General features: G+C 54.2%; 12 protein-coding genes. 3 read left to right on the top strand and 9 right to left on the bottom strand.

From position 1 onward, the window contains the following. Nucleotides 1-2: 2 nt before the first annotated feature. Genes DPO_RS23735 through DPO_RS05520 form a run of 5 tightly spaced genes read right to left on the bottom strand, consistent with a single transcriptional unit; the run spans nucleotide 3 to nucleotide 6,625 of the window. Nucleotides 3-2,780, bottom strand: a complete 2,778-nt coding sequence (locus tag DPO_RS23735; RefSeq protein ID WP_006964768.1) for a glycosyltransferase — start codon at nucleotides 2,778-2,780, stop codon at nucleotides 3-5. A gap of 12 nt (nucleotides 2,781-2,792) precedes the next feature. Then, nucleotides 2,793-4,133 (bottom strand): ABC transporter ATP-binding protein, encoded by a 1,341-nt coding sequence (locus tag DPO_RS05535; RefSeq protein WP_006964767.1) that lies wholly within the window; start codon nucleotides 4,131-4,133, stop codon nucleotides 2,793-2,795. A 12-nt stretch (nucleotides 4,134-4,145) separates the two neighbouring features. Beyond that, nucleotides 4,146-4,967, bottom strand: coding sequence for an ABC transporter permease (locus tag DPO_RS05530; protein ID WP_006964766.1), 822 nt, complete (start codon nucleotides 4,965-4,967; stop codon nucleotides 4,146-4,148). A gap of 28 nt (nucleotides 4,968-4,995) precedes the next feature. Continuing rightward, complete coding sequence (locus DPO_RS05525) at nucleotides 4,996-5,694, bottom strand: glycosyltransferase (RefSeq protein WP_006964765.1); 699 nt, start codon at nucleotides 5,692-5,694, stop codon at nucleotides 4,996-4,998. Nucleotides 5,695-5,713: 19 nt separating this feature from the next. Beyond that, nucleotides 5,714-6,625, bottom strand: a complete 912-nt coding sequence (locus DPO_RS05520) for a glycosyltransferase family 2 protein (RefSeq protein WP_006964764.1) — start codon at nucleotides 6,623-6,625, stop codon at nucleotides 5,714-5,716. Between the two features lie 146 nt (nucleotides 6,626-6,771). Between DPO_RS05520 and DPO_RS05515 the strand changes: the two genes are divergently transcribed. The 3 genes from DPO_RS05515 to DPO_RS05505 all read left to right on the top strand — a co-directional run bounded on the left by DPO_RS05515 (nucleotide 6,772) and on the right by DPO_RS05505 (nucleotide 8,816). Beyond that, entirely contained in the window at nucleotides 6,772-8,070 is a 1,299-nt protein-coding gene (locus DPO_RS05515; protein ID WP_006964763.1) for a trypsin-like serine peptidase, read from the top strand. Between the two features lie 106 nt (nucleotides 8,071-8,176). Further along, entirely contained in the window at nucleotides 8,177-8,455 is a 279-nt protein-coding gene (locus DPO_RS05510) for a type II toxin-antitoxin system RelE/ParE family toxin (RefSeq protein ID WP_040011594.1), read from the top strand. A 55-nt stretch (nucleotides 8,456-8,510) separates the two neighbouring features. Continuing rightward, a complete protein-coding gene (locus DPO_RS05505; RefSeq protein ID WP_006964762.1) occupies nucleotides 8,511-8,816 on the top strand; it encodes a HigA family addiction module antitoxin in 306 nt (101 codons plus the stop codon). 49 nt (nucleotides 8,817-8,865) lie between these two features. Here the strand turns inward: DPO_RS05505 and DPO_RS05500 are convergent, their stop codons facing one another. From DPO_RS05500 to DPO_RS05485, 4 genes are read right to left on the bottom strand one after another with little or no spacing between them, the layout of a single operon-like run. After that, the gene (locus DPO_RS05500; protein WP_006964761.1) at nucleotides 8,866-10,188 is read right to left on the bottom strand and encodes an HlyD family type I secretion periplasmic adaptor subunit; all 1,323 of its coding nucleotides are present in this window, start codon (nucleotides 10,186-10,188) and stop codon (nucleotides 8,866-8,868) included. A gap of 4 nt (nucleotides 10,189-10,192) precedes the next feature. Then, nucleotides 10,193-11,866, bottom strand: a complete 1,674-nt coding sequence (locus DPO_RS05495; protein ID WP_006964760.1) for a type I secretion system permease/ATPase — start codon at nucleotides 11,864-11,866, stop codon at nucleotides 10,193-10,195. Nucleotides 11,867-11,869: 3 nt separating this feature from the next. Then, on the bottom strand, nucleotides 11,870-13,519 hold the full coding sequence (locus tag DPO_RS05490) for a type I secretion system permease/ATPase (protein WP_006964759.1): 1,650 nt from the start codon (nucleotides 13,517-13,519) through the stop codon (nucleotides 11,870-11,872). Next, nucleotides 13,516-15,180: a type I secretion system permease/ATPase gene (locus DPO_RS05485; RefSeq protein ID WP_006964758.1), complete on the bottom strand. Its 1,665-nt coding sequence runs from the start codon at nucleotides 15,178-15,180 to the stop codon at nucleotides 13,516-13,518. The genes DPO_RS05490 and DPO_RS05485 overlap by 4 nt, the downstream gene beginning before the upstream one ends.

The raw sequence follows: 15,180 nt of genomic DNA, 5'->3' as shown, positions 1-15,180 counted from the left end.
TGTCACATCTTTTTATCTTTTAAAACCGGTGTCAGGCTCTCAAGACTCAGGTTCGGATTATAATAGGGATCCCCGTGCTGTATCCATTTTGCATAGGCTTTCCGGGACATTTCAAAATCCACATCCGGTATATACGATGTTCTGGTTTTGGATTCAAGATGATACAGCTTCACATAGGGGGAGTACAGGTTCACATATCCTTTTTCCAATGCTTTCAGGGCAATGGCCACATCACTGCCGCAGACAATAAAGTCTTCATCAAATCCGCTGATCTCTTCAAACACTTTTCGTGAAATTCCAAGACAGGCGCCGGTCACTGCCAGCACATTCCGCGTCAGCATGGGAGAAAGAAAGGGATGGAAAAAATGTGCCGATGGACAGTTCTTGAAAACATGATCCGCCCATCCCCCCATGCCCACAACGACGCCTGCGTGCTGGATGGTGTCATCTTCATACAGCATCAGCCCGCCCACCACCCCGATATCCGGCCGGGAAGCGTTTTCACAGATCCGGGTCAGCCAGTCCGGGCTGATCACCAGGGTATCGTTGTTCAAAAAAACCAGAATATCTCCTGTGGCATGCCGGGCACCATGGTTGTTCAGCTTAGACCAGTTGAACGGATAAAACGCATCGATCACCCGGACATTGTCGTGCTGTTCTGTCACGGATATGAACCACTTCCGGGTTTTTTCTTCCCTGGAATTATTGTCCATGATCAGCACTTCGAAATTGGCATGATCGGTCTTAGTCATGATGCTGTGGATGCAATCAGCCAGAAGTTCCGAATGATCCCGGGTGGGAATGATGATGGATGCTTTCACATTCCCGGACAGTGGATACCGGGCATCGTACACAAACCGGTATGGGGTTTTGTCCGCATGGGCATCCGGGCCGTAGACCCGTTTCAGGTGCTGGTCCAGCGCATTCAGGCCGGCCGACTGGGATAACGGCTTTGCGTCCGGATTCAGCGCGGTTGAAGAAGCGATTTCCCGCCAGAAATAAAGGATTTTGGGAATATGATGAATCCTTGTGGTCAGTTCCGAAAACCGCAGCATCAGATCATAGTCCTGGCTGCCGTCAAACCGGGAGTCAAATCCTTTTGCCTGGTTGAACAACGATTTTTTAAATACCAGCAGATGGCAGATATACATCTGGGATCTGAGCAGGTCCGGTGACCAGTCCGGTTTCAGAAAAGGAAACTTTATGCTGCCGTGGACATCCACTTTTGCCTCATCGGAATAGATCACATCCGGGCCGTGCTCATTGATCGCTCTGGCCACCTCATACAGGGCATTTTTCCGCAGTTCGTCATCGTTGTCCAACAGGGCGACATACGCTCCTGTGGCCAGGGCCACCACCTGGTTGGAAGCCGCGGAGATGCCTTTGTTCTCGGTGTTCATCTGTATGATGATCCGGCTGTCCCCCCGGCCTTCCAGCTGTCTCAGGTAGTCCAACGTCTCGGCCCGGGTGGACCCGTCATCCACGATGACCAGTTCAAAATTGTCATAGGCCTGGCCCAGCACGGAATCCACGGCACGAGAGAGCCATTTGACCGCCACGTTGTACACCGGCATCACCACTGAGATTCTGGGGGTCTGATCCAGGGGGGGACAGTCGTAGACCTCGCAGAGACTGAGCTGGGTATTGTGAAGCATGGCAAAGTTGATCTTTTCCCAAAAGGCTTTGGGCCTGAAGGACCTGAGCCGTGCAAGCCGCCGTGCCGCAGCCCCCGGATCCCTGCGGGCCAGGCGGGCCAGGTCCCTGGTGGCGTGGCAGATCTGTCTCAGGACCACTCTGCCCTGCCGCGCACGGTATTTCACAGAACGTCGGCGGAGTCGGTCTTCGAGTTTTTCAATGTGGTGCTGGCTGTCCAAAAGGTATTGCCGCAGTTTTTCATACTCCTGCTCTTTTCTGGCGATCACCTCGTCCTGGGCCCGGATCTGCCGGTCTTTGAGGACGATATGCTCGTCTTTGAGGGCGATATGCGCATCTTTGAGGGCCAGTTGCTCAAATCCCGCAGCGATCATCTCGTCCTTCTGGCCCAGGATAAGGTCTTCACTGTCCACCAGAAGAGAGGCATAGGAGGGGACCGGTGCAAAGTTGGAACAGAGGGTCAGGGCATAAACCATCTTTTTTGTCGTTTCCTCTGAAGGTACAAACCCGTTTTCCGTGGGACGGATGGCGTACTCTGTGAACCGGCCGTCCCCGCCCGCCTCAGGCCAGATATAGGAGCCGGAAAAGACCTTCTGGCCCAGAAGCTCGACATACCTGAACCGGGATCTCAGGAAATCAAGGAACTCGTCGACGTAGAACTCCTTGACATGGAACGCGTTTTGATATCCCGGGATATCGGAATACGTTCTCTTGTCCGGTGTGGAGATGATCAGAGTGCCCTCGGGCGTAAGCACCCTGCCGGCCTCCTTTAAGAAGGCCTCCTGGAGATCTGAATCCACATGCTCAATGGTCTCAAAGGAAACCAGGGTGTCGATACTGGCAGAGGCCACAGGAATGGCCGCAATGCTGCCGTTGATATATTCGAGGTTGGGCCGGCAGTGGACAGACCGGGCATTGTCAACCGCCTCCGGATCCACGTCAATGCCGATTACCCTCCGGGCACCGCTGTCGGCAAGCAGATGGCTGCCGTAACCGTCCCCCGAGGCAATATCCACCACCACTTTGTCCTTTACAAAGGCGGTGGCAAAAAGATACCTGTGCCAGTGCTCATAGCTGATGACGGCTTCATTCAATGTCGAGACAAATCGTTCTCCGGTAAACTCCATGGCAATCCTGTTTTATCCTTTTGCATCCAGACTGATCTCAAACCGGCTATCAGGCACCACCACCGTACCCAGGGTGCATTTCAGATCGGTGCTGGCCACCTCCACGAAACAGATATCATGGACCCAGTGGTGCTGTATATGGTTGATTTGGTTACCCTCGGCCACGGCTGCAGACAGACTGTACCGACCGTTCTTGATGCGGGGAAAATCAAAGTGTATCCGGCAGTTCAGTCCGGTTCCCGGGTCAAGGGCGGGAAAGCTAACGTCGTAAACATAGGAGGGGACTGCAAAAATGGTGTTACCCAGATGGTCGTTGACATTGATGCCGATGCCTAAATTTTCCATGGGTTGATCAACGGTCAGCTTCATGCAGAAGCTCACCGGCTCCCCCCCTTCAAGCCGATCCACCCGATCGAGGCTGCGGTCATGGACAAAGGCGGCAGCCGTTATGCGGGCCCCGCCCTCCCCAAATGAGGAACACGCGGAGATATCCTCCCAGGGCAGGGTATTGAACGCCTGGTCCCCTGTGTCAAAGGCAATGACGTCTTGTGCTTCCCTTCGGCCGCTCTGGTCGGATCCGGTCGTATCCCGGTCTTCTTCGGCCTCCCGGGTGTCCATGCCGTAGGCCATGTAGGAGATGTATTTTTTCACCACATCCGCCGGGGTGCCGTGGGCATGGACCGCTCCGTCCTTGAGCCAGTAAACGTAATCGCAGAAATTGGTCACCGTGCCTTGGTCATGGGTGACAAAAATCACTGTCTTGCCGCTCTCCTTAAAGGCTTTCATACGACGGAAGCACTTCTGCTGGAACCGCATATCTCCCACACTCAACGCCTCATCCACAATCAGAATATCCGGATCCACCTGAACGGCCACTGCAAAGGCCAGCCGGACAAACATCCCGCTCGAGTAAGTTCTGACCTTTTGATGAATAAATTCTCCAATATCTGCAAACCCAAGAATATCATGGAGCTTGTCATCGATTTCCTGTTTTGAGAACCCGAAAACCATCCCGTTGAAATACACGTTCTCAATCCCTGTCAGGTCCGGATTGAAGCCTGCCCCCAGTTCCAGGAGTGACGAAATTTTGCCGTTGACGGCATAGTGGCCTGAAGAAGGGGTCAGCACACCGGTCAGAATTTTAAGCAACGTGGATTTTCCGGCCCCGTTCTGTCCGATGATGCCGACGGTTCTGCCCTTTTCCACATCAAAACTGATATTTTTCAACGCATAGAAATCATGGTGATATTTTTTACGAAAAATATGAAACGTTTCCTTCAACCGGTCAGAAGGGGCGGCGTACAACCGGTATATCTTGGATATATTTTCTATGCGTATCGCGATGTCAGACATGATATTCCTGTTTCAAAGCACGTCGGCAAAATGGGGTTTCAATTTTTTAAAAACCAGGGCACCGGCAATCAGAACCCCTGTCATGACACACCAGAAATACACCGAGGTTCTCCAGTCTTCAAAAAACCAGACTTTGTAGATAAACGTATTTCTGTATCCTTCCACCAGATAGAATACGGGATTCAGTTTCAAAAAAATGACATACTTCTCCGGCAGCATCCTGTAGGACCAGATAATCGGGGTCCCCCAGAAAAAAAGCTGAACCGCTACTTCAAGCAGGTGACCGATATCCCGGACAAACAGCTGCAGGGCGGAAAAAAACCAGGACATCCCAAGTGTGAGTACAATGCTGCACGCCATATAGTAAAAAACCTGAATCCAGTAAATGGAAAACGTATACCCGTATGCCAGACAGATCACAACGATGACCAGAATAAAAAACAGATGGATCACGGAATTGGTCAGAATTTTGATCAGTGGTATGATACTGGCCCTGAAGCTGATATTCTTGATCAGAAACGCATATTCCTGCAGGCTGTGGATCGACCCCGTCACATTTTCAGACACATAGAACCAGGGAATGATCCCCACCATCAGCCACATGGCAAAGGGCACATTTTCATCCACACGCCCCACTTTCAGTCCATAGGTAAATGCAAACCACATGACCACGATGACGGCCAGGGGTTTGACGAACGCCCAGGGAAGTCCGAGATAAGACCCCAGATATTTGTTCTGAAAATCCCGTTTTGTCAGCTGTACAATGACAGACCGGTTCTGCCAGAGATCCAGGAAAAAAAAACAAAAGCCCCTGAGGGCGTCAGATATTCTCACAATCGTTGCTGCCTTTTTTTGTATTCCATTATCCTTGGCCGTGTGATACCCGCACTTTTATCAGGTTCACAGCCAGGTTCACCCGAAACCGTATCTGCTGAATGATGCCAAACGGGCTTCGCCCGGCAAGCGGGGTGCTGTTTGCCACATGCCGCCGGTATCTCACCAGTTTTTCCGGACAAAAAAATGTGGTGCCCACAGATGCCGCCACCAGTCCGATCCACCAGTCATGCATGGGAACATTTTTGGGCAAAGGAACTGCCTGTTCCAGTATATGACGTTTAAACGCCATGCAGCATCCTATATAGCCGTTGCGCCACAGGTTTTTTAAAATCCCGGGGCCGGACCGCCGCAGCAAAAAAAATGAATCATACAATGTATCGCCTTTTAAATCAATGATGGAACAGTCACTGACCACCAGATCATATGTTGCAAGATATGTCTGCATGGTACTGATTTTGTTCTTTTCCCAGATATCATCCTGATCTGCCAGAAAAATATTTTCCCCTTTTGCCTGCTGAAGGGCAAATTCAAAATTTTTTACGGGCCCTTTTGTTTCTGTATGGCAAAACAGCCGTATCCGGTCGTCATTGATCTGTTCAATGACCGCACAGGTATTGTCACAGGACCCGTCATCCGAAACAATCACCTCATCGGTTTCAGACAGCTGGGAAAGAATGCCATGCATCTGCTCAAGGATAAACTTGTCCCCGTTGTATGTTGCCATGCAGACCGATATCATTGTACTATAAATCACCCGGATGACGGTCGAACCGATTTTTTCGGAAATCCTGATACCCCATGATCACATGCCTGATTTTTTCGAATTTCTCAGATTCAAACGCCAGAATCTTCACCACTTCGCCGGCAAACCGGAGCATCTCCGTTCGATAAAACCGGGGCAGGTCTTTTTTGTACATCCAGGCCACGTAAAACCGGTTCCGTGTCATGAAATACCGCCGGAAAGGGGAATGGTTCGAACTGCGGCAGATCAGATATCCCCGGCTGTCTCCCGGCTGATGGCAGATGAATGCATGGTTGACCTGAACGATTTTATATCCATGCCGCCGCAATCGAAGGCAGTACTCATGATCCACATGATCAATGAACAGTTTGTCCATGAAAGGTCCCATTTTCCTGAACACGGTCAGATTCATCATGCTGCCGGCCGTAATAGAGACCAGAAGCTCGTTGCACCGGTCTCCACCGGCTTCGACATACCGGTCTTTTTTTGTGTATCTGGCACAGATCATACCGACCCTGTTTTTATCATACCGGTCCAGACATTGACGCAGTTTGACCAGGATATTCTCTGTCAGCCGGGAATCCTGGTCAAAACAGATCATCCACGCGTATTGATGGGAAATTGCCAGAGACGACGCGGCATTCAACGCTTTTGCAACGCCCTGGTTACCGTCCATGGAGACATACCAGACCTTTGGCAGTTTTAGAACCGCGTCCACCACTTCTGAAACATCTCTGTCGCTGTTGTCCATAACATACAGTCTGTCGACAAAATCGATATATGACAGCATGTTCCGGATCACGGACATGTCCGGGTTATAGAGGATGACACAGCCCGGCACAGGAAAAAAAGAGCGCTGTTTGTCCAGTTCTTCCGTGAGCTTATTGAGATTATTGCAGGAAGTTTGATGCATTGTTGCCTTTCATGGTGTCGGGTCTGATCGGTTTACTTTTCAGGCAAATTGTGTCTTTATGTATAAAAAACCACCAAAGATGTCAATGAACGAACCGCAGCCGATTGTACTTAAATGATTCACCCGTTGCCAGAAACGATAAAACCATGAGAATACCCGGATTTGACAAAACGTTTTATTTAAATGCCAAACTGACAGCTTTGCAGGCACAGTCTCCGGACTGGGCATCCAGGGATACGGCATATCTTGAAACTTATCTTGCCGCCCGGGGCATGACCCCTGAAGCGCATTACATCCGGTATGGCTGGACGGAGGGGCTGTCACCCAATGCGTTTTTTGACCCTGTGGAATACCGGACAGCCAAGGCCCGGCAGCTGGCAGCCACGGGGTATTCCCCATCAGAAGAAGCCGGTCTTGACGCTTTTGATAATGCCTGGCCCTGGGATGTGTATCTGCATTATATTCAATTCGGGGCCGCTGAAGGCATCCACCCATCCAACCGGTTTGATGAGACCCGGTACCTGTCTGACAAGCTGGCGGCGCTTCAGTCTGATCCTGCCACAGCCCGGGACTGGGCCTTGAAAACCATCCCGGATTTAAGGGACCTGCTCACGGACCTGGGCATGACCGTGGTGGACCATTACATGCAATATGGGGCCGCAGAAGGGTTAACGCCGGTGCCCGTGCCTGAACAGAGCCAGGCAGACGCGATGCCCCACCCGCACGTGACCCTGCCGGACACCCTGGCCCTGGACTGGGTGGATACCATTGAAATCACCACCCTGCCCCATACAGCCATCGGTCAGATCAGGATCCGTTTCGATGACCAGACAAACCTGGGCACCGGGTTTCTGATCTCACCCGAACATGTACTGACCAGTGCCCATGTGCTGCTGGATTCAGACGGCCGTTTGGATGAAACGGCTCAGATCTCTTTTTTTCCGGGTCTGAACGGTGATGCCGCAACTGCCGTCAGCTATGGCTGGCAGCAGGCCTGGGTCCAGACTCAGTTTCACTCCGACGATTTATATCCCGGGTGGCCGGACAACGACCTGGGCCTTGTCCGCCTGGACCGGCCCGTGGACAGTACTGCGGGGTTTCTGTCCCTGGACCCTGATGCCCCCCCGGACCTGTCGGGCATCCCTGTACAAAGCGCCGGGTATTCTGCTGCCGGCATCACACAGGACAACCCGGACACCCCCGGCCCGGACTATTACCAGTGGGAAGTTGCCGGCTTCATTGACCAGTCCCTGTATGACAACGGGGCCCTGGGCCTGTCCGACTCCATGGCGGTGCTGGGCGGTGCCAGCGGATCCCCCGTGTATTACATGGAAAACGACACCACCTATCTTGCCGGTGTGATCTCCGGCTCCCTGAACAACGGCATGGTGGCCGCTGCCATGGATACCGATTCCCTTGCCTGGCTAAACAGCATTCTCTATTAAAAATAAATCTGTCCCCTTTTATGTATGTAATTGACAATGTGATGTGCTGAGCGTATATTTTAATTGTAACACTGTGAGTTACAATGTGGCGTAAGGGAATAGTCACGTGATTAAACAGTTCAAACACAAAGGTTTAAAAAAATTCTTCTACAAAGATGACAGGAGCGGTATAAACCCTGACCACGCAGAAAATTTGAGTGATATTTTAGATCACTTAGACGCAGCAACAGAAATCAAAGACATGAACTATCCGGGGTCAGGATTACATCCGCTGAACCCCAAAAAAGATGAAATTTACGCTGTGTCGGTTTCAGGGGCCTGGAGAGTCACTTTTAGGTTAACTGACGGAGACGCATACGTAGTCGATTACCGCCAATACCATTAAGAAACAAGATGGGCCAAGATGGGCTCATTTCCAGAGAAAGGAGATAAAAACTGCAATGAAGAGATTAAGAAAACCGGCCCATCCCGGAAGGATTTTAAGAAAGCATTATATAGAACCTTTAGGTTTAACTATAACAAAATTGGCTGAGACGTTGGGTGTTTCCAGAAAGGCGGTATCAGCTATTGTAAACGAAAAAAAAAGAGTTACTCCGGATATGGCGTTACGATTGGCCAAAGCATTTGACACTTCCTCTGACCTGTGGGCAAATCTGCAAAAGGCTTACGACATGTGGGAAGCGGAAAATAAAGAAACAGGTTGGCAAAATGTGCCGAAGATCAATATGCGAATGGCCACCGTTTAATATTTGAGCATGTGTTCCGAATGTAAAAAATAAATCTGTCCCCTTTTTTTTATTCCCTGAGGGCCATGTCCACGTTTTTGAGCAGGGGTCCCAGCAGGTAGCTGATCACGGTGCGGGTGTCTGTGGTGATGTAGCAGGCCACGGGCATGCCCGGAGACAGGTAGGCCTGTTTTTCCGCCAGGTCTGCCGGGTCCACTTCCACATGAACCTCGTAATGGGGCAGGCCCTGGGTGCCCGGTTCCGGCATGATCAAATCCGGGGATACATGGATGACCTGTCCCATCACCGGGGGGGTGGATTTTCTCTGGAATGCGGACAGCTGCACCCGTGTGGGCTGGCCCTCTTTGACCGAGGTGATGTCCTGGGGCCGGACCTGGGCCGTGACCACCAGCTTGGACACCGAGGGCACGATCTCCAGCAGGGGCATGCCCGGGGAGATCACGCCCGTGTCTTCGGAGTGCACCCGCATGTTGATGACCACACCGGAGATGGGGGCCCGCACCGTGAGGCGCTGTCTGGCATCCAGCTGGGGTTTGATCTGTTCTCTGAGTTCAAACACATTTTCCTTCACCTCTCCCAGCTGGGACATGGCAGATTCCCGGTACTGATTCTGGATATCCACGATCCTGAGCTTGAGTTCCTCGATCTGCTGGTGAAATGCGGCAATGTCCTGCTTGAGCTTGCCCTGCCGGCCCCTGTATTCGGACAAAGACCGCTCCAGCTGCAGGATATCGGTTTTTCCCATGAACTGCTCCTTGAGCAGAGGCCGCTTGCTTTCCAGGTCTTCGATCAGGTTGGCGATGATGGCATCCACACTGGCGGATTCTTCTTTGGCCCCTTCGATGCGGTTGCCCAGCTGCTTGATCTGGGAGTTGTACAGATGGATCTTGCCCTGGAGATCGGATCGGCGGTAGGTGAAGATATCTTTTTCCTTGGACACCAGATCCGCCACCTCTGGCAGGTTTTCGACAGCGATCAGCTCTTCAGGCCAGGTGATGCCGTCCGCCATTGTCACCTCGGCCTGGAGCCTGGCGGCTTCGGCCAGCTTGGCCCACAGCCGTCCCTGGAGCAGTTCCACATTGGAGACAATCTGGGAGCTTTTCAACTCGATCAGCGGATCCCCTGCCGCCACCAGTTGCCCTTCTTTCACCCGGATCTTTTCAATGATCCCGCCTTCCAGATGCTGGACCACCTTGCGCTCTCCCAACACCTTGACGGTCCCGGGTGCGATCACCGCCCCCTGGAAGGGAAAAAAGATGGACCAGGCCGTGAGCCCGCCAAAAAAAAGGGCGATCACCACCAGGCCGGCAATGATATATTTAACGGGGTTGGTGCTGAGTAATTTATCCTGCGTGTTGTCCTGTGCTTGCATTATTTTATGCTCCTGCTGTCTGCTGCCGGGGTTGCTGCCGGCCGGCCAGTTGTGCCATGACCTCGTTTGCAGGCCCGTACATGGCGGGCCGGCCCTCCTTGATCACCAGCAGTTTGTCCATGCTGGATAAAATTGCGGGCCTGTCGGTGACCATCACCGTGGTTGTGTTCTGCTGTTTCAGGGTATGGATCACGGCCTGCAACATCTTGAGGCCGGCATCATCCAGAAATGTGTTGGGCTCGTCCAGAACCAGAAACTTAGGCGTGCCGTACAAAGCCCTTGCCAGGGAGATGAGCTGGCGCCGGCCGGCAGACAAATGTCTGCCCTCCTGAACAATGGGGGTGTCATACCCGCCGGGCAGTTTTAAGATCATCTCATGCACCCCGGCGGCCCGGGCTGCCTGGATCACGGTGTCACTGTCACCGCCTGTGAACCGGGCGATGTTTTCCGCCACGGTGCCGGGCAAAAGATCCGGTTCCTGGGGCATATACCCGATATACCGGCCCAGGGCTTTTTCGGGCCACTGGCTGATCAGGGCCCCGTCCAGGCGGATCTCTCCGGCAGTTGCCTGCCAGATGCCGGCCAGCAGCCGGCACAGCACGGTTTTGCCGGCATCATTGGGTCCGATAACCCCCAAAAGTTCACCCGGTGCCAGATCCAGGCTGATGTTCTGCAAAATTGCTTTGCCCGGCACAGACAGGGTCAGGCCCTGGACCTGGATCTTTCCGGCCGGCTCAGGCAAAGTGATTTTCTCCCGGACCGCTGCCGGCTGGATATAATGTTTGAGCCGTTTATACGCGTTTTTTGCATCGATCACGGCCTTCATGCCGCTCAGGTGCTGTTCCAAAGGAACCATGATCCGCACGGCGATCATCACTGCGGCAAACATCATCCCGGCCGTGATCTCATCGTTGAAAAAAGCAAAAATCCCGGCCGTGAACACCCCTGTGAGAAACACCCGGTGCACAAACCGGATCACGGCCCCCATCCCGGCGTGGAACCCGTGCGCGCTGGATTTGATTTTCAAAACCTGGGCCTGCCTGGCAAAAAATTTTTCTGCCAGGCCCTGTGCCATGCCCATGGCAGTGACCACCTGTGCCTGGCCGGCCCCGGTTTTAACCCGGCTCCGGTTGACAGCCGCCCCCGTATCCGCCAGGGTGTAGCGCTGTTTTTCCACCAGTATCAACAGCACCTGGAACAGCACGGCCATGAACACCCCTGCGATGCCGATCATCCCCACCAAAGGATGCATGATGTACAGCACAAACAGGTACACCACCACCCAGGGAATGTCCAGGTAATAAAAATACCGGCCGTGGACCACGGCATCCTGGACCTGTTCCAGGTCTTCAAGCCCTCTGTCATATCCTTTGCCCGTGACAGCGGCCGCATCTTTGTGCATGGATGTCACCACCAAAGGGGTCATGTTGTGCACAAGATCTGCGCCGGCCCGGGCCAGCATCCTGCTTCGGATATATTCCAGCGCAGCCATGGCTGCCAGACTGATGAGCACGCCGATGCCTAAGGTCACCAGCGTGGCCGTGCTGAAACTGTACAGAACCCGGTCATACACCACCAGCATATACACGGGAACCGCCAGAAAGACCAGGTTAAGGGCAAAGCTGAACACCCCGGTAAATATCACATATTTCATCCATGTTCGGATCATCTGCTGCATTGTTCAGTTTTCTCCTGTCATCTGTCCGAACACCTGTTTTGCCGTGCCGAACCGCTCCATTTCCCCGTTTTTGAGGACCAGTATCTTGTCCGCCGCCGACAGCAGCGCGGGTTTGTGTGTGATCATAATCGTGGTGGCCCCTTCGTGCTTCAATTGTTGTAACGCCCCCATCAATGCGGCATCCCCTGCGTCATCCAGGTTGGCGTCCGGCTCGTCCAGCACCACCAGTTTCGGACTGCCGTACAATGCCCGGGCCAGGCCCACCCGCTGGCGCTGCCCCCCGGACAGGCTCTGGTGGCCGGCCTCGCCGATCTGGGTCCCATACCCTTGTGCAAATCCCAGGATCACTTCATGGGCCCCGGCTTTTCTGGCTGCGGCCACCACTTGTGCATCATCCACCTTGCCCATGCGGGCGATATTTTCCGCCACCGTGCCGGCAAACAGCTCCACCCCCTGGGGCAGATACCCCAGGCATTTGCCCAGGGCATCATTGTCCAGCAGGTGCATGGGTTTGCCATCCACCAGGACCCGGCCCTGGTCCGGGGCCCACATGCCTAAGATCATGCGGCACAAACAGGTTTTGCCGGCCCCGTTGGGACCCACCAGCCCCATGATCTCCCCGGGTGCCAGGGAAAAATCAATCCCCTTTAATACGGTTTTGCCCCGGATGTCAAGACCGGCCTGGTCGACTGCCAGGCGGCCTTCAATGGACAGCACGGTCTGCGGTGCTTCGGCTTCATGGCCGGCCAGAAGCTGATTTAAACTGTGATACGCGGCTTTGGCCCCGGCCGTCTGCTTCCAGGCGGAAATTCCCTGGTTGATGGGGGCAAACGCCCGGCCCATGATGATGGAGGCGGCAATGATCACCCCGGGGTTGGCCTCGTTGGCCAGGACCAGGGCGGCCCCGGCACCGAAAATGGCCACCTGCATGAAAATCCCGAAACTCTGGCCCGCCGCCCCCAGAAAATGGCTGATGTTGCCGGCCTTGTCTCCGAGCTTCTGTTCTTGGTGGTTGATCTTTGCAAACAGGTCTGCCCCGGCATCCACCATGCCCATGCACTGCAGTTCCCGGGCCGCCCGGAAACTGGTGGCCAGCCAGTGTTTTCCCTGCTGGTTCCCCTTGGCGGCCTGTTGGGTCTTATCATTTGTCAGCCATCCCTGGAGCAGGCCTAAAAGCAGAATCAGCACAGCCCCGGCCGTGGCCACCATGCCCAGTATGGGGTGCACCAGATAGATCACCAGCAGATAGATAAAGATCCAGGGCACATCAAAAAACGCAAATATGGCATTGCCCCCCAGGTAGTTGCGAAGCGTGTGGATATCCCGCAGGGCCTGGGTGTACCCGGTGTTATCGGCCTGGCACAGGTCTTTGAGCATCTGTTTGAGGGACTGCCGGGTGAGCAGCCGGTCCAGCTTGATTCCGGCCCGCACCAGAAGCCGGGAGCGCAGAAACTCCAGCACCCCCATGACCAGAAGCCCGCCCAGGGCCATGGCCGTCATCACATACAGGGTGGAAAAACTGTAGCTGTCCAGGACCCGCACATACACGGCCAGCATGTACAAAGGAAAGGTCAGGTGCAGCGTGTTGATAAACAAGGAAAACACACCGGCAAACACAAAATATTTGGCACAGCGTGACAGATAGTACTTCATGCGGCCCTCCCGTCGGAAAGCCTGGCAAACACGGCATCTTTGGGGCCGAACATGGCCATCTGCCCGTTTCTCAGCACCAGGATACTGTCCATGGACTGGAGCAGGGCCGGCTTGTGGGCAACCATGACACAGGTGGTTTTTCCCGCTGTTTTGATCTGCGTCAGGGTATCCATGAGCTGGGTTTCACTGGCCTCATCCAGGCTGGAAGAAGGTTCATCCAGAACCAGGAACACGGGATTTCTGTACAAAGCCCGGGCCAGACCGATCTTCTGCTTCTGTCCCCCGGACAGCTGCATGTCCTCCATCCCTCCCAGGTGCGTATCCAGGCCGTCGGGCAGGCTTTCCACCAGGTCCCGGCATTGGGCCAGGTCCATGACCTTTTCCAGGGCTTTTCGATCCGGGATTTCCAGGCGGGCGATGTTTTCCGCCACCGTGCCGGGAAACAGCTCCACCTCCTGGGGCAGGTACCCGATGACATGCCCGATCTGCTGTTTGTCTGAGGCAAACACATCCCGGCCGTCCAGATACACTTTGCCCCCGAAAGAAGGCCAGATCCCTAAAAGCAGCCGGCACAAGGTGGTTTTGCCGGCCCCGGACGGCCCGATGATCCCCAGAAACTGCCCCGGGGAAAGGTCAAAACTCACCTGGCTGAGCAGGACCTGGCCGTTCATCACAAACAAGGCCCCATCCGCCTGGATCCTTCCGGCCGGTACGGGCAGGGGCATGGGGGGTGCCATTTCCTGCCCCCCTGCCCGGGTCACGTTCCGGATCCGGTTAAACGCTTCCCAGGCATGCCGGGCCATGCGCCAGGATCCCATGAGCTGCATGAGCGGGGCCAGTCCCCGGCCCATGATGATGGACCCGGCCACCATGAGTCCCACATCAAACCCCTGGGTCATGGCATAATACGCCCCGAAACAGTAGATCAGCACCTGGATCACGATCTGGGCCGGCTTGATGGCCGCCTGGATGGTCCCGGCCACATAACTGGACCGGGTCTGGCTGGCCATGACCTTGTCGTTGTTGTGTAAAAACCGGTCCGTGACGGCCGGGGCCATGCCCATGCCGTTGATCACATCCACGTTGCGCAGAAAAGAATCCACAAACCGCTGGTTGGTCATATTCAGCTGATTGGCCTGTCCCATGTCCTTTCTGATCAGCATCTCCTGGAGCAGGCTCAGCCCGGCCATAACAAAAGCACCTAAGGTGGCGATCAATCCCAAGACCGGGTGGAACAGATAGATCAACGCCAGGTAGAACGGGGCCCACATCACATCAAACAGGGCATAAATTCCGGGAGAGGAGCAGAAATTCTGCAACGTGTCCAGGTCACTGATCCCGCCCCGGTAGGCTTTTTCCGGGTGGAGCACCATGGCTTTGACCATGCCGGCATACACGGTTTTCTGCAAGGTCTGGTGCAGGTCCCTGCCGGCCGCGGCCAGAAGCCGGGCCCGCAGGTAGGAAAAAAACAGCAGGGCCAGAACGGCAATACCGGCGGCGGCCGTGATATTGGCCAGAGAAGACGGGCTGTAACTGATAATGATGTTCCGGTAGATGGTGAACATGTAAAACGGAAAAGTAAGCTGCAAAATGTTCACAAAACTGCTCAACAGCGCGGCAAAGGTCAGGTATTTTTTCCACTGGGATAAAAAAAGGGTCAT

This window comes from Desulfotignum phosphitoxidans DSM 13687, from assembly GCF_000350545.1.
Classification (GTDB): Bacteria; Desulfobacterota; Desulfobacteria; order Desulfobacterales; family Desulfobacteraceae; genus Desulfotignum; species Desulfotignum phosphitoxidans.
This window is presented reverse-complemented; position numbering and strand designations above follow the sequence as displayed.